The organism is Sphingobacterium sp. CZ-2 (assembly GCF_004526235.1).
GTDB classification, from domain to species: domain Bacteria; phylum Bacteroidota; class Bacteroidia; order Sphingobacteriales; family Sphingobacteriaceae; genus Sphingobacterium; species Sphingobacterium tenebrionis.
In genome coordinates this window covers 411,133-430,332 of the sequence record NZ_CP038159.1, presented here as the reverse complement: position 1 = coordinate 430,332, position 19,200 = coordinate 411,133, and the positions used below count along the sequence as shown (strand labels likewise).

Genomic DNA, 19,200 nt, shown 5'->3' with positions numbered 1-19,200 from the left:
AAACGAATTCATGGATTTAGGAAGATATATTTATCAAGTATTAAAACACCGAAATGAAGTGTTTGTAATAGGATTGGGCGTTTTTAAACGCATCCATACCTCTTCTGTATTTGATGAACGTAAAGGTGTTTATTTACCGCCATTGACTTATTTGGAGTTCGATCCGAAGTCGGTGGATGGGGTGGATATCGTAGAATACATACAGCAGGCTAAGCAGGTATCCCACGCAGATGCGCAGGACTCGGTGCAGGAAGCTGTCATCAACCTGTTTGAGGAAATCAAGGACCATGGGCAGGCGAGCCTGACCCATCTTGGCCAATTGATCAGACATGGAAATTCCCTTGTTTTTAAAGCGGAGGATCTGAGTGGATTCCAATTGGAACCTGTGGAAGCCGGAGAAATCCTACCAACCGCTGTGGTAACAGCGCCTGAAGAGGAACTAGAGGTGGAGGAACCGGTAGCAGAGCCAGCGGAGGAGCAGACAGTCGAGGAAACCGAAGTCACTGAGGAGGTACCAAACGAAGAGCCTGTTGCCTTTACCGAAGAACCCGAAGCGATTGTCGAAGAACCTGTTTATGAAGAAGAAGCTCCGCGCTCATCGAATAAATTAGTTTGGTTTATTGCAGCAGCCATCCTTGCCATTGCTGTTATTGGTGGCTTGGCGTATAACAAAGGTTTCTTTGGGAAAAATACCTCAACAGCAGCCTTGGATAGTAATAAACAAGTAATAGCACAGAATAATGCAGCCATGGCAACTACGGATAGCAGCTCTTTAGCCTTGGATTCTTTAGGTAGAGCTGATTCCACAGCGGCCAAAGATTCTGCAGCCGTGAAACCTGCAGCTAGCGAAGAGACTAAAAAACCATTGATTCCTGCTGGTCATCAGTATTCCATCGTCATTGGCAAGCATGCTACCTTGGCGCAGGCGTTCGATCAGGCAGAATCATTCAATAAAGCGGGAGTGACCTCCGTTCGGGTAATCCCAAGTAAATTAGCACACAACAAGAAAACGGTCATCTGGGATACGTATGTAACGAAAGCTGAAGCGGACTCCGCTTTGCGTGTTGTTCAGAAACGTCATGTAGCAGATGCCTGGGTTCAAAAACTGAATTAGTAATCAATCAAAACAAGCATAACTTTTAATAATCATTATGTCATTAGTACAAGCAACAGTTGATACCTTAAATCAAGTTCAACAACAAGAATTACCGGTAGTAGTTCAGGAAGATCTTAATCTTCTTCAATTATTGATGAAGGGTGGATGGATCATGATCCCAATCCTATTGTTATTCTTCTTAGGATTAGTCATCTTTTTCGAACGTTACATCACCATTTCCAAAGCAGGTAAAACAGAGGGTGGATTATTAGCGCAGGTTAAAAGTAATGTCCTTGCCGGAAAATTGGATTCTGCTATGGCGGTATGTCGTTCTAGCAATTCTGCATTATCCAGGATGTTGCAAAAGGGATTGACCCGTGTTGGACGTCCGATCAAAGACATTGAAGGAGCGATTGAAAACCAAGGAAAATTAGAGGTTTCCCGTTTGGAGAAGAACATCAATATCTTGGGTATCATTGCAGGTATTGCGCCGATGCTTGGTTTCGTAGGAACGATCTTTGGGGTAATCCAGATCTTCCGTGATGTAGAGGTAGCAGGTGGTATTGATATCGGTTCGGTATCGGGTGGTCTTTATGTGAAGATGATCGCATCGGCTTCCGGATTAACCATCGGTATCTTAGCTTACATTGGTTACCATATTTTGAATATGATGGTAGAACGCTTGATTTTACGTATTGAGACGGATGCTATCGAATTTATTGATCTATTGGATGAGCCTAGCTTATAATAGCTAATAGCGCGATCATTCCATAAGCTTTACATATCATACTATGAATCTACGTAATAAAAGAAATAAACCAGCTGCCGAGGTACACACCGCTGCGTTGAACGATATCATGTTCTTTTTGATGTTGTTCTTCCTTTTGGCTTCTGCAGTTGCCAACCCACAGGTTGTAAAACTACTATTACCGAAATCTTCTGCTGGAGAGCAATCTGTAGCAAAAAAGACCATGACCATTTCGGTAACCAGTGACCTGACCTACCATGTGGATAAACAAGCCGTGCCTTTGGAAAACCTGGAAAGTTATATCCAGTCCAATATCGCTACGGGTGAAGAGTTGACCATCATGTTATATGCAGATGAAACAGTGCCGATCAAAAACATCCTTTCGGTGATGGATGTGGCCAATAAATTAAAAGTGAAACTTGTATTGGCTACGGAGCCTAAAAGAGACTAATTACCTGGGTAATTAAACGTTTCTTTCGGCAGGTAGTCGAATTGATTAGGAATTAGGATATGTATTACCATCAATATCAAGAAGAAAATAACCTTGGAAAGGCGTTTGGGATTTCGTCTTTGGTGATGATCGCCTTGGCGGCCATCGGGTTTTTTATTGTGTTTTCAGAAGACTTGCCGGAATACGGGATGGGCGGAATTATCGTGAATTACGGTACTTCCCCGGAAGGTATGGGCGATGATTACATGAGTGTGGATGAACCTTCCATGGATGAAAATGCCAATAATGTAAGACCAGATAAGATCGATCCAAATACCACACCTATTCCAACCCCATCCCAGCAAGTAACCGACAAAGCGGTGCAAACGCAGGATATGGAAGATGCGCCGGTAGTGCCTAAATCGGAGAAGCCGGTAAAGGCCAATGCGGATCAGGCTACTGCGGAGAAAAAGAATGCTACACCAGCGGTCAATCCGAATGCCTTGTATAAAGGCAAGAAGAACAACGCACAGGGCGTAGGGGATGGTACAGGAAGTACAGCCGGAAACCAAGGATCCAAATTAGGAGACCCATTGGCATCGAATTATGGTGAAGGTGGATCTGGTTTTGGAAACACCATGCTTTCCTTGGAGAATCGTCGATTCGAGGTTCGTCCAAACGTGGAAGATAATGGCCAACAGACCGGTATTGTCAAGGTGGAATTTACTGTTGATAAAAGCGGGAACATCATTCGTGCCCGTCAAGCTAAAGGAACTACGATCGCTGACTATAGGTTGGTGCAGAAATGTGTGGATGCGGTTCGCAGAGCACGTTTGAATTCTTTAGCCAATGCTCCGGATACCCAAACCGGATTAATTACCTTCAGATTTAGAGTAAGATAATCTTTCTAGAATATGAAAACATTTACAGAGGTAATCGAGTATCTTTATGCTCGATTACCTATGTTTACCCGTGATGGCGCTTCTGCCATTAATCCCGATGTGGATAAAACACTTTTACTTTGTGAAGCATTGGGAAACCCCCATAAAAAATTCAAATCCATACATATCGCCGGAACCAATGGTAAAGGCTCCAGTTCGCATATGTTGGCTTCTGTGCTTGCTGCATCGGGCTATAAGACCGGATTATACACTTCGCCTCACCTGGTTGATTTTAGGGAAAGGATTCGCTTAGATGGCGCTATGATCCCTCAACAGCAGGTAGTTGATTTTGTGAACAATCACCAAGCATTGATCGAAGAGATCCAACCTTCCTTTTTTGAGGTGACGGTGGCTTTGGCGTTTGACTATTTCGCAAATGAAAACGTGGATATCGCTGTGATCGAAGTGGGATTGGGCGGGCGTTTGGATAGCACCAATATCATTTCGCCTGAGCTATGTCTTATCAGTAACATTGGGATGGACCACATGAACGTCCTGGGGGATACTCTGGAAGAAATAGCTGGAGAAAAAGCAGGAATCATCAAAGCCAACACGCCTGTAGTGATCTCAGAAAAACAAGCGGATATACAGCATGTTTTTATCGAAAAAGCAGCCGCTATGCAAGCGGAACTGACCTTTGCTACGGATGTGCTTGAATTGGTTCGCGCAGATCGTACCTCCGAAGGATTGCAGGTGGAGGTGTTGAATAAGGCGACACAAGAAAAGCAGCAATGGCTATGCGACCTGACAGGTACTTATCAGCAGAAAAACATCTTGGGTGTGCTTACTTCTATCCAAAAGCTGAAGGAATTAGGCTATGTCTTGCCAGATGAGAAAGTTGCTTATGGCCTAAGCCATGTGCAGGAAAGCACCGGACTCCGTGGAAGATGGCAGACCTTGCAAACAGCTCCTTGGGTGATCTGTGATACCGGTCATAATGAAGATGGGATAAAAGAAGTACTGAAGAACCTTCAAACCCTAAACTTCCAAAAACTACATATTATCTTTGGCGCGATGAAGGATAAGGACTTGAGCCATATTCTGCCCCTGTTGCCTAAAGATGCACAATATTATTTTGCAGCGCCCGATATGCCTCGGGCAATGCCTGCGGATCAGCTAAAGCAATTGGCATCAGGATTTGATCTGAAAGGAAATCATTACGAAAGCATTGAACAAGCATTTGATGCTGCCCAACTACAATACCAGGAAAATGACTTGATCTTTGTAGGCGGGAGTACCTTCGTCGTAGCGGAGTTGTTGACTAATCGTTTTTAGTCAACTCTCCACGTAAAGGCTCTTGTATCCAATGCGCTACTTCCTCTTGGGATGCAATCTCACCCTGAAGGTACATAAGCTTGGTTACAGCGGTCTCAAATGTCATGTCGTAGCCATTGAGTATACCAATGCATTTTAATCCATTAGAGGTCTCGTAACGGCCTAGTTCCACTGAACCTACCTTACATTGGGATATATCCAGAATATTCTTTCCCGATTTTACGGCATCAGCCAGTAGGTTCAAGAACCATTCGTCGGTCATGGTATTGCCGGATCCAAATGTCTCCATCACAATACTCCGAACGTCCGAGTTTAATACCGCTTCAATGGTTTCTTTGCTGATACCAGGGAAGAGTTTCAGCACGCCTACGCGGGTATCGATATGGTAGTGGCAAATGAATTCCTTGCCTTCATTATTCAATAGTACTTCCTCATTGTATCGAATATGAATCCCTGCTTCGGCCAATACTGGGTAGTTTGGCGAACGGAATGCCTCAAATTTATCCGAATTGTATTTGAAGGACCTATTTCCACGGAATAGTTTATTATCAAAAAGAATACATACTTCCTGAATGATCGCACGACCATCCTTTTTGGCCGATGCAATTTCCAAAGCCGTCATCAAGTTCTCCCGAGCATCCGTACGGATTTCTCCGATAGGTAATTGAGAGCCGGAGAAGACTACCGGTTTCTGAAGACCTTCCAACAGGAAACTCAACATCGATGCCGAATAGGCCATGGTATCCGATCCATGCAGGATCACAAAACCATCGTAATGCTCATAATTATCACGGATGATCTTGGCCATCTCCAACCATATACTCGGTCTCATGTTAGAGGAGTCGATGATAGGGTCGAAGGAATGCACCGTCAGCTTATAGTTCAAACGACTTAAATCCGGAAGGTTTTTTTCGATCAACTCAAAGTCAAATGGAATAAATGTTCCTGTTTCAGGGTCCTTAACCATACCGATGGTTCCACCTGTATAAATGATAAAAATGTTATACATGGACTAGATGTTAAATACTTTTTTAGAATTATTGGTTGTTATTTCAGCTAATTTCTCCAACGATATTTCATGGATATCCGCTACTTTTTGGGCAACATGTACCAAGTAGCTGCTTTCGTTCTCTTTGCCACGGAATGGAACCGGTGCCAAGTAGGGGGCGTCCGTTTCAAGGACGATATGCTTCAGGTCGATCTCCTTTACCACGGCGTCCAATCCAGCCTTTTTAAAGGTGACCACACCACCGATTCCCAACATGAAATTCAGGTCGATGGCCAACTTAGCTTGGTTTAGATTTCCCGTAAAGCAATGGAAAATCCCAAACAAACGACCATCCTGTTCCTCTTTCAGGATCTCAAACACTTCATCAAAAGCCTCCCTACAATGTATGCTGATCGGTAGGCCCATATCCTTCGCCCAATTGATCTGTTTCCGGAAAGCCGCTTGTTGCCATGCAAGGCTGTCCTGCTCCCAATAAAGGTCGATGCCTATTTCGCCAATAGCATAGATCTTTCTAGCCTGGATCTCCTGTTCAATCCGATCTAATACCTGTGCATAATCTTCCTTAACACTGCAGGGATGCAAGCCCAACATCGGAAAGCAATGAGATGGATATTCGCCGACGGTCTGGTAGACCATGGGAATGGATTCGAGATCCACATTCGGAAGGAATAAGCGATCTACCCCCTGATCAAGACAACGTTGCATTTGTTGCTTCAACTTGTCGGGTTCCGTACTGTAATAGATATGGGTATGCGTATCTGTTAGCGAATATTTGCGAGGACTGCTTATTTCTTCCATGGAGCCAAAGTTAATATTTTGTTATTGAATGTGCCCCTATAGAATAAAAAATCGCAGTTATTTCAAAAATAACTGCGATTCATTATTAATATTTCAATATTTTAACCTAGAGGCCAATAACATTATGGTGTTGGAACCGGAATAGTAGGCTGTGCTGGTGTTGGTTCTTCTTTTGGACCTGGGATAATTTCCAATACATCCACATCAAATACCAATGGTGCATATGCTGGAATCATGTTTCCTTGAGCACGCTCACCGTATCCTAAAGATGAAGGAATGATGAAAGTAGCTTTAGATCCTTTTTTCAATAATTGAAGACCTTCAGTCCATCCTGGAATAACCGGTGTATGACCGATACGTACGCGCAATGGCTCGTAAGGTCTCATTGGTTGGTGGATTTTCTCTTTTTTCGCAGTCTCTGGATTGTTCGTATCGAACATTTTTCCAGTAGTCAAGCTACCAGTATAGTTCAATACTACGGTATCACCTACAACAGGGCTGTTGCCAGAACCTTCTGCTTTGATAACATATTGTAATCCTGATGCTGTTTTCTTAGGTGTCAATTTGTTTTTCTCCACGTAGCTAGTGATTTTACCTTGTTCTGCTTTTTTCAGGTTTTCTGTTTCAGCTAGGTAGAATTTGTTCACTTGTTCGAATAGAGCAGAGTCAGTTAAATTACCTTTCTTGAAGTGTTTTTTAACTTTTACTGTGAATTGGATGTATTTATCAGCGATATCTGGTTTTGGTTGACCAGTTCTAGCTGCCATGGTATCCAAGTTCAATCTGAATACGGCGCTATCGCCTTCACCCAACATTTTTAACATGGTATTGTTATCACCTGGGTATCCACCTTGCATCAATGAATCTGGGTAGATAGGTGCAATTTGGGACATACCTAAATCATAAGTACTTCCTAAAAGGGAGTCACGGTCTGTTTCAACGATCATATCCAACGCTAGGATATCACCACCTACAGCTTTTTCAGCGCCGCCATCCTTGATATACTTATATTCAAGGCCACCTTCACCTTTTTTAAAATTCTGACACGATGCAAAGAATAGTCCTGCTAGTGCCGTTAAAACTACAATCGATTTTTTCATTTTTCTATTTATAACTCTTAAAATATGCTATGTTAAATATTCTTTATACTCCGGCAAGATAGATTTGAATCTGCTTACCACTTCACCTAATTCCTCTGTAGAATTTCCGCCGGCAGCATTCAAATGGCCACCGCCATTGAAATGCTTCTTACAGATTGCATTACATGGGATTTCTCCAATGGAACGCAAAGATAATTTAATTAATTCAGTTCTATCTACAAATAATCCAGCCAAACGAATGCCTTTGATCGAAAGGGCATAGTTCACCAATCCTTCCGTATCGCCCGTCGTTACATTGAACTTTGCCAGATCATCCTTGCTCAAGGAGAATAAGGCTGTATGATATTCCGGAATCACCTCCAAACAGTTCAATAAGGCATAGCCTAAAAACTTAAGCCTGTTCTCTGTACTGCTGTTATAGATCTGTTCGTGGATCTCCCAGTTTCTAGCGCCAGCTTCCAATAAACCTGCAATGATCAGGTGTACTTCCGAAGTGGTCGATTTAAATCGGAAAGAACCGGTATCTGTCATAATCCCTGTATACAAACAGGTGGCTATTTGCTCATCAATATGTGCTTTATCCTGAAATTCCTCCACGATAAATTTATATACTAATTGAGCGGTTGCTGCTGCATTGGAATCCCAATAGCAAACAGCAGCAAAATCCTCTGGATCCAGATGGTGGTCGATCATCCATTTCTGGCCTTTCGCTTCCCTGATAACGGGTTCCAAGATGTTGGTACGAGATAATGCGCTATAATCCAAACAAAAGATGATTTCTGCCGTATCGAACAAAGATTGTGCATAGGCTGTATCTTCCGTATAGAAGATCAATTCCTCACGGCCAGGCATCCAATCCAAAAAGGTTGGAAAATCCGATGATAGCACGATGTGCACATCATGGCCTTTCTTCTTCAACCAATAGTACAAGCCTAAGGAAGAGCCAAGGGCATCTCCATCAGGTTTATGATGGGTAGTGATGATGATCTTTTTAGGTCTGGATAGTTCTACTAAATATTCTTCTCCTGTCAACATACGAATTTTGTGATTGCAAACCTAATGAAAAAAAATCGGCAATGAAAAAAAACCTTAATGCCTAAATGCATAAAGTTTCCAATCCCGACGGGTGCAAATCAGATAATTCCCCGAATTGTAATTGATTTTTCCATCATAGAATAGGGGCTGGGCCTCTACAGGATAGCCATCTGCTATTCCACCGTTCTCTGTAAATAAATAGATCAGGTTGGTGCCTTGTGGCGCTATACCCATCTTCAGCAAACCAGATCCCGCAGGGAAATAATAAGGTTTGTTTTCAATCTTCTTGGTAAAGGTATGGTCAAAGAGCGGTTTAACCGTATTCCCCAATTCCAGTATTTGCAGCACAGAACCATCCAAAACGATCATTTCTGGAGCAGAAGTACCTGCAATATTCTCAAATTCGGCATGGTATTTTGCGTCCCATTTTCCTTCATATACCACCTTGCTCTCGCCCTGTTTATTCATTTCATAGACTTTACCGTCCTCATCGGCGGCATAGTAAACATAGCCATTTTCCCGTTGTACAATGCCCAGGTTAGAAATAAAATTAACATCCCCAGGGACATCGATCTCTTGGGTTTTATTTCCACCCATATCAAAGAAATAAACCCTACCGTAACTTGTAGCCACAACCACCTGGTTGTCCACAAACTGTGCAGGCCCCATTAAACTGCCTTCCACCGTCACATTATCCCATCCTACTACAGCACCTCCTTCCAGGTCATAGGCCATCAACTTGTTCTTACCCGGAATGATCAGCATTTTCTGATTTCCCCAATCCACATAAGTAGGTTGAAAGCTTGGCTCAGCAGAAACACTGCTGGAAAAGCCGGACATCATTTTACCATGAGGATCAAATCGATAGAGTCTCCTTCGGTCGGTAACCAGAACGAGCGAGCGGTCCTCCAACTGGATGGTCTTCCCAACAATTCGACCTGAAAATACGGTAGACCACAGTTTATTTCCACTAGGATGAATGGCATGAACCGTATGATCCTGCTCTTGTGCCAGGATAAACTGCGAGGTATCCGAATGTTCAAAAACATAAGGCCCCGATATTAGTCGGCTACCCATGCTGTAGGTCCAATCTGCATTTACCCCCAGTCGGTTCTTACTTTTATAGATACCATAAAGGCGGCTGATAAAATTACCGGCATTGCCCGACAACTGTAACGACCAGGAATAGAATTCCTGATACCCATAATCTTCCTTATTCCTAAAGTTCTTACTGTAGGTATTGCTCAAGTTATTGATCAAAAAGTTGCTGGCATTTTTGGTGTTCAGGAAAAAGGTGACATTGGCCTCATTTCCTTGGATCTGCTCATAGTTCTTAAAGCCAATTCCACCGATCAATAGATCTTTACGCTTCCAGGTACGTAGATACTCCTGTAACGTGGATTGTTGGTTTGCTAGGACGATAAGATTGTTTACACGAACAAAATAGGGTCTCGAAAAGGCCTTTAAACCTTCGCCGAAACAGCGATAGGGCATATGGGCATGTCTGAACCTATAGATGCTATCGCCAACTGTTTCGGCGAGTTCCGGTAAGATTTGTTCCAATTTACTGCTGTCTTTGATGGCAATAAAACCTAAATAATCCGAATTACTCTGTTCTACAACGGCAAAATCCCCAGCAATAACCGATTTAAAATCAGCCAGCAGGTTCGGTCTATCCTTCGCGATTTCCACTTCCTGATCAGTTAACTGTTTGGCTCCATCCTGACCCTGTTGCCATTTAGCCAAGTCGGTAAACCAGCTATTCGCATCGGAAAAGGAATATTCCACAAACATCATCGTGTTTGATGGGAAATAATTGTACAAGCGTTGCACTGTTTTCCGTTGGTTGGCAAACAAGGCGATATACTGACTGTCCTTATCTTCCAGTTCACTCTCGCCCGAAAGCATCAAAGCATCCTGTTTATAATTGATGTTCCAAACTGTCTGTCCTTTTAATTGGATGAACTGACGTAGAAAATCGCCGGCCTTATTCCGCTTAAAAACAGCAAAAAAGGCAGGAAGATTTTGTTGTGGAACATACACCGTAAAAGGTGAATTACGGTTGCTGAGTTCATTGAAATAGGTTATTTGAGACTCCTTAAGCTTTTCCTGCTTTTTGTCGAGTACTTTCAACAACAGCTCTTTGTTATAGCTGGCAAAGAAAATATTGGACTGATAACTCACGTAAAAACTCGAATCGGAGATTTTACTTTGGGTAGAGTCCTTCAATATCTGTTGAAAACTATAGATCGTATGGCCCAAACTATCGGATTTACCGAATTTAAACTGGGAGCTTAATTGACCCAGCAATTGATCCATCGCTTCTTTTTCAGGTTCTTCAACAACCGGAATGCTATAGAGCATTTCCGTCTGATCCTTCCCCGGATGTAAGGATATAAAAATATCTGAACCACCCAGATAAGCGGATAGATTTTTATTCCTTAAAAGTTGTTGTTTGAGGAGGTTCAGCTGTTCCAGGTCCTGCTTGCCAAGAATAGCCTGGAATATTTCAAAATCCTTAAAGATGTTATCCGTGGTCTCGTCGTTCACGAAGGAAGCGACCAGGTAAGTGTCACTGGGTAAAAATGCGATAGGTTTTACCGCTTCTTTTTTTTCTGAGTCCAATCCACCAAAGTAGAAAACCGAAGCTACAATGACAGCGATGAATAGAAGAACAGAAACAATTATTGTATTTCTCATGTTCGAAAAGCCTTCCGAGGTATTAGTTTATGTTGAATATATACAAAATTGCAAAATTAGACGAGTTTTTTAGGAAGTTATTTTATACATTTATAAACGAAAAAATAACCAACAATTATTTTAACGGCATATATGAACAAGCAAATAATTCTAACTGCCTCATTTTTTGGCTTGCTTGCAGTGATCTTGGGCGCTTTTGGAGCTCACGGCCTGGAAGGCAAAATTTCAGAGAAACAGTTAGAGACATGGGGAACAGCCAATCAATATCATTTTTACCATACATTGGCATTGTTATTCTTATCCACTTTTTCCAGGGCAAAAAGTCAATCCATTAAGGTTTCTTATATCATGTTTACCTTGGGTATCTTCTTGTTTTCCGGTTCGCTTTACCTTTTGAGTACCAGAAACCTGTTAGGGATAGAGAATATATCAGTTATTGGCCCCATCACACCATTGGGAGGCGTATGCTTCATGGTCGGATGGATCGCCTTATTTGTCGCAGCTATGAAGAATAGAGCATAAGCATATTAAAAATTAAATTGATGGAAGCTGCAGGCCTTGGTCTGCAGCTTTTTTTTATGCTAAAATGAGGCTAATATTCCCTATTTTTGTTATATGTCTCAAGCGGAATTATTAGCCTCAAATCGAAAGACTTTATTTGTTGAAGTGATCTTGCCACTGGCCATCGCCAAAAACTATACCTATCGGGTTCCCCTGGAACTCAACGACAAGGTAAAAGTAGGTTGCAGGGTGATCGTGCAATTTGGAAAGAACAAAATCTATTCGGCTATCATCGTGGCTTTAAGCGAAGAGGCTCCGCTGCAATATGAGGCAAAGTATATCCTGGATGTGGTAGACGATGATCCCATCATCTTCCCTAATCAGATTGCCCTATGGAACTGGATTTCGGAATATTACATGTGTTTTCCGGGGGATGTCATGCAGGCTGCACTGCCTGCCGCATTGAAAATGGCCTCCGAGACCAAGATCATGGCAGCAGATGATCCTACTTTAGATCGAAGCCAGATTTCCGATAAAGGATACATGATCCTGGAAGCATTGGACCTTGCCGGAGAACTGACCGTCAATGATGTCATAAAAATCCTGGGGCAGAAAACCGTATTCCCTTTATTGAGAAGCCTTTTTGAAAAAGGTTACATCCTGATCTCGGAGGAGATCAAGGAAAAATATAAAGCAAAGACCAAAGCTTTCTTACGATTGGCATCTATCTTTAATGATGCGGATGGGAAGAGAGAACTATTGGACTCCCTAAATAAAGCGCCTAAACAACAGGATGCGGTCCTTGCCTTTATGCAATTGCAAAAAACAAAAACAGATATCAGTAGGCAGGATGTCATGGAAGCATCGGGTGCTTCCGCAAGTGCCATAACTGCCTTGATCGATAAAGGCGTATTCGATGTGAAGGAAAAAGTGGTGAGTCGTTTCGAAGGAACAGATGTCCTATTATCCCCGGATTTTACTTTTAATGAAGCCCAGCAAACAGCATTCGATCAGATCAAATTCAATTTTGAATCCAAAGATGTCGTGTTGCTTCATGGGGTTACCGCCTCGGGTAAAACCCAACTCTATATCCGCCTCATTGAGGAATGCCTGGCAACAGGAAAATCAGCTTTATATCTACTGCCAGAAATCGCATTGACCGCTCAGATTACCGAACGCCTTAAACTGCATTTTGGCGATAAGCTCGGTGTATATCATTCTCGGTTCAACGATAATGAGCGTGCAGAGGTGTGGCATCGGGTTAGGAAGGGCGATTTCCAAGTGGTCATCGGAGCAAGGTCATCCGTTTTTCTTCCCTTTTTCGATCTGGGATTGATCATTGTGGATGAGGAACATGAAAATTCCTATAAACAATATGATCCGGCACCAAGGTACCATGCGCGGGATACCGCCATCTATTTAGGCCACCAACATCAGGCTAAAGTATTACTTGGTTCGGCTACACCTTCCGTAGAAAGTTATTACAACGCCAAAGCGGGAAAGTATGGTTTAGTGGAACTCCTGCAGAGATTTGGCGAAGCCAAATTACCGGAAATCCAAATCGTCGATATCGCTGAAGCGGGAAGGAAGGAAGAGATGTTTTCCTACTTCAGCGGAACATTATTGAAAGCTATTCAAACCACCATCGCCAATAAGGAACAGGTCATCCTGTTTCAGAATAGGAGGGGCCATACCCCCTTTCTGCAATGTGGAACCTGTGGTTATGTGGCCAAATGTGTCAACTGTGATGTCAGTTTGACCTACCATAAAACCAGCAATCTCCTACATTGCCATTATTGTGGCTTCTCGGAAGAAATGCCCCAGACCTGTCCGGCTTGTGGTTTACCCCACATGCAGAGCAAAGGTTTTGGGACAGAAAGGGTGGAAGAGGAATTGGAGCTGTTATTACCTGATCTGCGGATCGGTAGGCTGGACCTCGATTCCACCAAAGGAAAACATGGGTTCGACCGCGTGATATCCGCTTTCGATAACCAGGAATTTGATGTGCTGATCGGAACACAGATGGTCACCAAGGGACTTGATTTTGGGAATGTGAGCCTCATCGGTGTCATCAATGCCGATGGGATGGTCAACTTCCCTGATTTCAGGGCCTATGAACGGGCATTCTCTCTATTTTCTCAAGTATCAGGAAGGGCGGGGAGAAGGCAGAATCCTGGTCAGGTCATCATCCAGACCTATACACCGAACCATCGAATTCTCGAGCAGGTCCAACAACATGATTATGAAGGCATGTTCATGACCGAAGTAACCGAAAGAAAGAATTACCAGTATCCTCCTTTTTATCGGTTGATCAAATTGGATGTGAAGCATAAAGACCAGGATCTGGTCAATGATTCAGCCATTCGCTTGGCTTCTTTACTAAGACAGCAATTGGGAGCCAGGGTACTGGGTCCTGAACCACCATTGGTTTCCAGAGTGAGGAATAATTTTATCCAGACCATTACCCTGAAGATCGAAAGAAAGGACATTTCCATCAGTAAGGTCAAAGATCTGATCAAACAGTCTATCCTGCACTTTGACCTGGATAAAAAGAATAAAGGGGTTAGGATACAGATTGATGTGGATCCGTATTAATTAAATCTATTCGAAGCTGTATATTTCAAAATTACCAGGCTTGATCACCCACCAAGGGAACAAATCGGAAGGTATCCAATTCAATACGTTCAAAATCATTCTCACCCACACGTAGGATAGTCACCATCTTTTGTGCTTTTTCATCTCCCACCGGGATGACCATCAAGCCGCCGAGCTTGAGTTGTTTCAACATTTTTTCCGGTACGAAAGGAGCTCCTGCTGTTACGATGATGCGGTCGTAGGGCGCATGTTCTGGTTTGCCCATCGAGCCGTCTCCCAAGAAAAAATGAGGTTTATAACCCATATAGGGCAATACTTGAATGGTTCTGTTGTAGAGGTTTTCCTGTCTTTCAATCGTAAAAACCTCTGCACCCAACTCCATTAGGATACAGGTCTGATAGCCTGATCCGGTCCCGATTTCCAATACTTTATCGCCTTTGTTGATATGTAGCAGTTGGCTCTGGTAAGCTACGGTATAGGGTTGGGATATGGTCTGTCCATCGCCAATGGGGAAGGCGATGTCCCGATAAGCTTGATTCCAGAAAGTTTCATCGAAAAAGAAATGCCTTGGCACTTTTCCAATGGCAGCAAGGACTTTTTTGTCTTCGATACCCCTTTTTTCGAGATGTCGAACCAACTGTTTCCTCGCTCCCTGTTCCCGGTAATTGTCAACAAACTTATACGCCATATCCCCCAAAATTACCCTTATTTTACCATATTTCTAAGATTAATTGCAAAACATTCATGCTCAATTAACTGAGGATTTTTTAGGTTTAAACCTATTCATAAGCTTATTTTTTGTATTTTTATTAAAATCATGATCAAATGAAAAAGCTTTTTGTATTTATCCTATTCATTTCATTTCAGTTACCTTTTCTATTCGCGCAACAGATCTCTCCAAAAGACGATGACGTGATGAAAGTATTGGCTATCGGGAATAGTTTTTCCGAAGATGGCATCGAAAACTACCTTTATGATTTAGCAAAGGCTGCCGGGAAGAAAATGGTGATCGGAAATCTATATATAGGTGGAGCACCGATAGAACTGCATCTGAAAAATGCCCATAATAACCTAAAAGCCTATAGCTATCGTAAAGTAGGGGAGGATGGCATTAAAAAAACAACAGACAAAGTCAGTATTGAAGAAGCCCTAGCAGATGATAATTGGGACTATATTAGTTTGCAGCAGGCAAGTCCACTTTCAGGAAAATATAATGTGGTCATGCGGGGTCTGCCCGATCTTTGGACCTATGTTTTTGCCCATATGAATCCAGATTCCAAGATGGTCTATCACCAGACTTGGGCTTACCAACAGGATTCCAAGCACGAAGGGTTCAAAAATTATGAAGGACAACAATTGGTGATGTACGATAGCATCATGAATGTGACTAGCCAGATCGCCAAGACAGGAGATTATGAGTTTGTGGTACCGGCTGGTACTGCTATTCAAAATGCAAGAACAAGCTCTATCGGCGATCACATGACAAGAGATGGCTACCACCTGAACTTGGACTATGGAAGGTTCACGGCAGCAGCAACCTGGTATGCTAAATTGTTCAATCTCGATCCAAGAAAAAATAAATATAAACCGGAAAAAATAACCGATATCCAAGCCAAGATTGCAAAGGAGTCGGCTTGGAAAGCGGTTAAAAAACCATTTAAAATCACAAAGGTTAAGAAATAATGAGTGTAGCATATTACGAGGAAAATGTTGCCTCTGCCACAACCAATATCAAAGCGTTAGAATCCAAGATCAATAAAAATTCCTTCCTCAGATTAGGGGTTATGATTCTAGGAGGAATCATTCTGTTCAAACTATTCGATACAAATAATATTATTTTGGTGATGGGGACCATCATTCTGGTCGTCGTTATCTTTCTGTTTTTGGTCTTTCGGCAGAGCAAGATTGAACGAAAGCTACAGGAGGCAAGGATTTTCCTTCGGATCAATGAGAACGAACTGAATATCATGAACCGCAAGGGCAATATGTATGAGCATGGAGAAGAGTTTAACGATGGAGCCCATCCTTATGCTTCTGATCTGGATGTTTTCGGAGCCAATTCACTCTTCGCTATGGTTAACCGCTGTTCCAGTAAGGATGGGGTAAACGTATTGAAGGATTGGTTCTCCCATGCAGCCACCAAGGAAGAAATCTTGGCGAGACAGCAGGCGGTTAACGAATTGCGTGAAGATCCGGCGCATCTGCAGACCTTTCAGACCAAAATGATGTTCAATCTGGGCTCAAAAGTTAACTTGAGAGCATATATCGCCAGCTTTTTTAATGATAAAAAACTGAATTTTGGGAATAAATGGTTAGCATTCTATGTGGAAGCAAGTCCTAATATTTTCTTCTTTGGATTGGCCTTTTCCCAATTTTACTATAATATCGTTCCTTATCTGTTGATCTTGGCTGTTGTCCATCTTTTGTGGACACTTTCTCAGGCCGGGAAGATTTCCCAATTTTCCAATAAGATCGATAAACTGGGTGCTTCCCTATTGGGCTTGGCCGATGCCATTAAATTAATAGAAGATAAAAAATATACATCAACGCTCAACCTGGAAATCCAACAGCAGATCAAGGTAAAAGGCTCAGAAAAAAAGCTATCGACCATCATCGCTGAACTCGGTAAGTTGATCGATAAGTTGGATGCCCGAAATAATATGTTTGTAGGGGCAATTCTTAACATGTTGTTCCTATGGGATTTTAAACAGGTAATGGCTATCAATAAGTGGAAAGAGCAGTACCAGGATTCCATCTTGCAGGGATTTGAAGCCATATCGGCTTATGAAGCATTGGTTTCTTTAGCTATTCTTTCTAAGAACAACCCAGATTGGGTGCAACCGGAAATACTAGATCATGTCCGGTTCGATAAGATCAAAGCGGAGGAATTGAATCATCCGTTGATTATCAAAGAAAGAGCTGTTGCCAATGATTATAATGCTCAGAACCACGATATCGCGTTAATTACAGGGTCTAATATGGCGGGTAAGAGTACCTTTTTAAGAACAGTGGGTATCAATGCCGTATTGGCTTATGCCGGTGCAGTAGTCAATGCAAAACTGTTTCGCTTGCCAATTTACCATTTATTGACCTATATGCGGATCAAGGATTCCCTCAATGAAAGTACGTCAACCTTTAAGGCGGAACTGGACCGGATGAAATTTATCTTGGATCAGGTAGAGCAGGATAAATCCAGTTTTTTCCTGATTGATGAAATGTTGAGAGGAACAAACTCGGTAGATAAGTACCTAGGTTCTAAAGCCATCATCAAAAAATTGATCGGTTTGGACGGAAGAGGGATGTTGGCTACCCATGACCTTCAACTCGCAGAACTGGCGGAGCAATATCCAGAAAGAATTAAGAATTATCATTTTGATATTCAGGTACAGGGTTCCGAAATGCTTTTTGATTATAAATTAAAGCATGGTCCATGTACCATCTTCAATGCTTCTTTGCTATTAAAGGGGATCGGAGTAGTCGTTGAAAGCGAAAAAGTTGCTTAACTTTGCGGCTTTATTAAGAAAATGACTATTCAAGAACGTATTGACCAAAGTGAAACACGAATTACCATGACGGTGTTTCCTTTCCTCACCAACCATCATGACACCCTATTTGGCGGTAAAGCCATGGCCATGATGGATGAGGTTTCCTTTATGTGCGGCACCCGCTTCTGTAGAAAGCAATTAGTAACCGTCTCCACCGATAAGATCGATTTCCACAAGGCTATTCCTTCTGGAAGTATTGTGGAAGCCATCGCCAGGGTAGAAAGTGTAGGCCGTACCAGTCTGAAAATCGCTGTAGAGATTTTTCTGGAAAGCATGTATAAGGATGGCCGCGAACTGGCTATCCAAGGAAGGTTTACCTTCGTCGCTCTGGACGATGATAAAAAACCTATCCCTGTTCTAGAAGGGATTATTTAGCCCTAGCATATTGTGGAGCCCAGGTAATGGGCTCTTTCAATTCTTCCGCCCAGGAATAAACCAGGTGTGGGTCTTTTAGGAAAGCCCGCCCGATCAACACAAAATCAGCCTGCTGCTTATCCAAAATTTCTTCTGCTTGTGTGGCTGATGTGATCAATCCTACCGTACCGGACAACATCCCGGTTTCTGCCTTTATTTTTTCGGCAAAGGGAACTTGATAGCCTGCATGCACATCGATCTGTTGTTCACGAACTGCCCCGCCAGAGGATACATCGATTACTTCCACCCCTAAGTTTTTCAATTCTTTGCATAAGGCAATGCTCTGTTCCAGATCCCAGCCATTTTCCGCCCAGTCTGTCGCTGAAATCCGAACCCAAAGGGAATGGTTTTCCTGAAGCTCCTGTTGAATTTCTTGAACGATTTCCAGAAGAAACCGGATCCTATTTTCAAAAGCGCCGCCGTAGATATCTGTTCTTTTATTGACCAATGGAGAAAGGAACTGGTGAATCAGGTAGCCATGCGCTGCATGGATTTCGATGATCTGGTATCCAGCAGTTACAGCTCTTTTTGCCGCTTTCCGGAAGTCTTGTATTAAACTTTTGATTTCTTCCAGGCTAAGTGCTTTTGGTGGATGTTCCTTTTCATGGTAGGGGATGGCGGATGGTGCCAAGGTTTGCCAGCCATGTGTTTCATTCGGAAGGAATTGTTTTCGGCTGATCCATGGTTTATCGGTGCTGGCTTTTCGTCCGGCGTGTGCCAATTGGATTCCAGGGATGGACCCTTGGGATTTGATGAATTGGGTGATGTTTTTGTACATGGTTATTTGTTCATCCTCCCAAATGCCTAAATCGCCATAGGAAATCCTTCCTTCAGGGGATATGGCCGTTGCTTCTTGGATCACCGCTCCAGCACGCCCAATGGCAAATTGACCGAGATGGGTAAGATGCCAGTGGTTGGCATAGCCGTTCTCCGCGGAGTATTGACACATAGGGGAAACAACGATGCGGTTGGATAGGGTGAGGTTTTTGAGAGGAAGGGAAGTGAATAACATG

General features: G+C 42.7%; 17 protein-coding genes. 10 read left to right on the top strand and 7 right to left on the bottom strand.

The genetic code is table 11. From position 1 onward, the window contains the following. The first annotated feature begins 10 nt into the window (after positions 1-10). Genes E3D81_RS01935 through E3D81_RS01915 form a run of 5 tightly spaced genes read left to right on the top strand, consistent with a single transcriptional unit; the run spans position 11 to position 4,490 of the window. On the top strand, positions 11-1,114 hold the full coding sequence (locus E3D81_RS01935; RefSeq protein ID WP_134776218.1) for a hypothetical protein: 1,104 nt from the start codon (positions 11-13) through the stop codon (positions 1,112-1,114). A 37-nt stretch (positions 1,115-1,151) separates the two neighbouring features. Next, on the top strand, positions 1,152-1,844 hold the full coding sequence (locus E3D81_RS01930; protein WP_134776217.1) for a MotA/TolQ/ExbB proton channel family protein: 693 nt from the start codon (positions 1,152-1,154) through the stop codon (positions 1,842-1,844). A 43-nt stretch (positions 1,845-1,887) separates the two neighbouring features. After that, positions 1,888-2,295 carry an ExbD/TolR family protein gene (locus tag E3D81_RS01925; RefSeq protein WP_099366549.1) on the top strand — a complete coding sequence of 136 codons (408 nt, stop codon included), beginning with the start codon at positions 1,888-1,890 and terminating at the stop codon, positions 2,293-2,295. Between the two features lie 59 nt (positions 2,296-2,354). Beyond that, the gene (locus E3D81_RS01920) at positions 2,355-3,176 is read left to right on the top strand and encodes an energy transducer TonB (protein ID WP_134776216.1); all 822 of its coding nucleotides are present in this window, start codon (positions 2,355-2,357) and stop codon (positions 3,174-3,176) included. A gap of 12 nt (positions 3,177-3,188) precedes the next feature. Next, positions 3,189-4,490, top strand: a complete 1,302-nt coding sequence (locus E3D81_RS01915; protein WP_134776215.1) for a bifunctional folylpolyglutamate synthase/dihydrofolate synthase — start codon at positions 3,189-3,191, stop codon at positions 4,488-4,490. On the opposite strand, the gene E3D81_RS01910 is transcribed toward E3D81_RS01915, so the two are convergent. From E3D81_RS01910 to E3D81_RS01890, 5 genes are all read right to left on the bottom strand, one after another. Continuing rightward, entirely contained in the window at positions 4,477-5,499 is a 1,023-nt protein-coding gene (locus E3D81_RS01910; protein ID WP_134776214.1) for an asparaginase, read from the bottom strand. The genes E3D81_RS01915 and E3D81_RS01910 overlap by 14 nt on opposite strands. 3 nt (positions 5,500-5,502) lie before the next feature. Then, on the bottom strand, positions 5,503-6,297 hold the full coding sequence (locus E3D81_RS01905; protein ID WP_134776213.1) for a TatD family hydrolase: 795 nt from the start codon (positions 6,295-6,297) through the stop codon (positions 5,503-5,505). A 122-nt stretch (positions 6,298-6,419) separates the two neighbouring features. After that, positions 6,420-7,397 carry an FKBP-type peptidyl-prolyl cis-trans isomerase gene (locus tag E3D81_RS01900; RefSeq protein ID WP_099366544.1) on the bottom strand — a complete coding sequence of 326 codons (978 nt, stop codon included), beginning with the start codon at positions 7,395-7,397 and terminating at the stop codon, positions 6,420-6,422. A gap of 27 nt (positions 7,398-7,424) precedes the next feature. After that, a complete protein-coding gene (locus E3D81_RS01895) occupies positions 7,425-8,432 on the bottom strand; it encodes a DHH family phosphoesterase (RefSeq protein WP_134776212.1) in 1,008 nt (335 codons plus the stop codon). Between the two features lie 54 nt (positions 8,433-8,486). Then, positions 8,487-11,132 (bottom strand): hypothetical protein, encoded by a 2,646-nt coding sequence (locus E3D81_RS01890; RefSeq protein ID WP_134776211.1) that lies wholly within the window; start codon positions 11,130-11,132, stop codon positions 8,487-8,489. A 132-nt stretch (positions 11,133-11,264) separates the two neighbouring features. Here E3D81_RS01890 and E3D81_RS01885 point away from each other — a divergent pair, with 132 nt between their 5' ends. Further along, positions 11,265-11,654 (top strand): DUF423 domain-containing protein, encoded by a 390-nt coding sequence (locus E3D81_RS01885; protein WP_099366541.1) that lies wholly within the window; start codon positions 11,265-11,267, stop codon positions 11,652-11,654. Between the two features lie 93 nt (positions 11,655-11,747). Continuing rightward, on the top strand, positions 11,748-14,228 hold the full coding sequence (gene priA, locus E3D81_RS01880; RefSeq protein ID WP_134776210.1) for a primosomal protein N': 2,481 nt from the start codon (positions 11,748-11,750) through the stop codon (positions 14,226-14,228). A 31-nt stretch (positions 14,229-14,259) separates the two neighbouring features. On the opposite strand, the gene E3D81_RS01875 is transcribed toward priA, so the two are convergent. Next, entirely contained in the window at positions 14,260-14,916 is a 657-nt protein-coding gene (locus tag E3D81_RS01875) for a protein-L-isoaspartate(D-aspartate) O-methyltransferase (RefSeq protein ID WP_099366539.1), read from the bottom strand. Between the two features lie 137 nt (positions 14,917-15,053). Here E3D81_RS01875 and E3D81_RS01870 point away from each other — a divergent pair, with 137 nt between their 5' ends. From E3D81_RS01870 to E3D81_RS01860, 3 genes are read left to right on the top strand one after another with little or no spacing between them, the layout of a single operon-like run. Continuing rightward, positions 15,054-15,911 carry a DUF4886 domain-containing protein gene (locus tag E3D81_RS01870; protein WP_134776209.1) on the top strand — a complete coding sequence of 286 codons (858 nt, stop codon included), beginning with the start codon at positions 15,054-15,056 and terminating at the stop codon, positions 15,909-15,911. Further along, positions 15,911-17,731 carry a MutS-related protein gene (locus E3D81_RS01865; protein ID WP_134776208.1) on the top strand — a complete coding sequence of 607 codons (1,821 nt, stop codon included), beginning with the start codon at positions 15,911-15,913 and terminating at the stop codon, positions 17,729-17,731. The genes E3D81_RS01870 and E3D81_RS01865 overlap by 1 nt, the downstream gene beginning before the upstream one ends. Positions 17,732-17,752: 21 nt before the next feature. After that, positions 17,753-18,148, top strand: a complete 396-nt coding sequence (locus tag E3D81_RS01860) for an acyl-CoA thioesterase (RefSeq protein WP_099366536.1) — start codon at positions 17,753-17,755, stop codon at positions 18,146-18,148. On the opposite strand, the gene E3D81_RS01855 is transcribed toward E3D81_RS01860, so the two are convergent. Continuing rightward, positions 18,141-19,199, bottom strand: coding sequence for an NADH:flavin oxidoreductase/NADH oxidase (locus E3D81_RS01855; protein ID WP_134776207.1), 1,059 nt, complete (start codon positions 19,197-19,199; stop codon positions 18,141-18,143). The genes E3D81_RS01860 and E3D81_RS01855 overlap by 8 nt on opposite strands. Position 19,200 lies beyond the last annotated feature (1 nt).

Bases quoted from the DNA above. Each gene is read 5' to 3' on its own strand.
- E3D81_RS01910 (WP_134776214.1), bottom strand. From the start codon at position 5,499: ATGTATAACATTTTTATCATTTATACAGGTGGAACCATCGGTATGGTT.
- E3D81_RS01865 (WP_134776208.1), top strand. From the start codon at position 15,911: ATGAGTGTAGCATATTACGAGGAAAATGTTGCCTCTGCCACAACCAAT.
- E3D81_RS01870 (WP_134776209.1), top strand. From the start codon at position 15,054: ATGAAAAAGCTTTTTGTATTTATCCTATTCATTTCATTTCAGTTACCT.
- priA (WP_134776210.1), top strand. From the start codon at position 11,748: ATGTCTCAAGCGGAATTATTAGCCTCAAATCGAAAGACTTTATTTGTT.
- E3D81_RS01860 (WP_099366536.1), top strand. From the start codon at position 17,753: ATGACTATTCAAGAACGTATTGACCAAAGTGAAACACGAATTACCATG.
- E3D81_RS01900 (WP_099366544.1), bottom strand. From the start codon at position 7,397: ATGAAAAAATCGATTGTAGTTTTAACGGCACTAGCAGGACTATTCTTT.
- E3D81_RS01890 (WP_134776211.1), bottom strand. From the start codon at position 11,132: ATGAGAAATACAATAATTGTTTCTGTTCTTCTATTCATCGCTGTCATT.
- E3D81_RS01930 (WP_134776217.1), top strand. From the start codon at position 1,152: ATGTCATTAGTACAAGCAACAGTTGATACCTTAAATCAAGTTCAACAA.
- E3D81_RS01905 (WP_134776213.1), bottom strand. From the start codon at position 6,297: ATGGAAGAAATAAGCAGTCCTCGCAAATATTCGCTAACAGATACGCAT.
- E3D81_RS01895 (WP_134776212.1), bottom strand. From the start codon at position 8,432: ATGTTGACAGGAGAAGAATATTTAGTAGAACTATCCAGACCTAAAAAG.
- E3D81_RS01925 (WP_099366549.1), top strand. From the start codon at position 1,888: ATGAATCTACGTAATAAAAGAAATAAACCAGCTGCCGAGGTACACACC.
- E3D81_RS01935 (WP_134776218.1), top strand. From the start codon at position 11: ATGGATTTAGGAAGATATATTTATCAAGTATTAAAACACCGAAATGAA.
- E3D81_RS01920 (WP_134776216.1), top strand. From the start codon at position 2,355: ATGTATTACCATCAATATCAAGAAGAAAATAACCTTGGAAAGGCGTTT.
- E3D81_RS01855 (WP_134776207.1), bottom strand. From the start codon at position 19,199: ATGTTATTCACTTCCCTTCCTCTCAAAAACCTCACCCTATCCAACCGC.
- E3D81_RS01875 (WP_099366539.1), bottom strand. From the start codon at position 14,916: ATGGCGTATAAGTTTGTTGACAATTACCGGGAACAGGGAGCGAGGAAA.
- E3D81_RS01915 (WP_134776215.1), top strand. From the start codon at position 3,189: ATGAAAACATTTACAGAGGTAATCGAGTATCTTTATGCTCGATTACCT.
- E3D81_RS01885 (WP_099366541.1), top strand. From the start codon at position 11,265: ATGAACAAGCAAATAATTCTAACTGCCTCATTTTTTGGCTTGCTTGCA.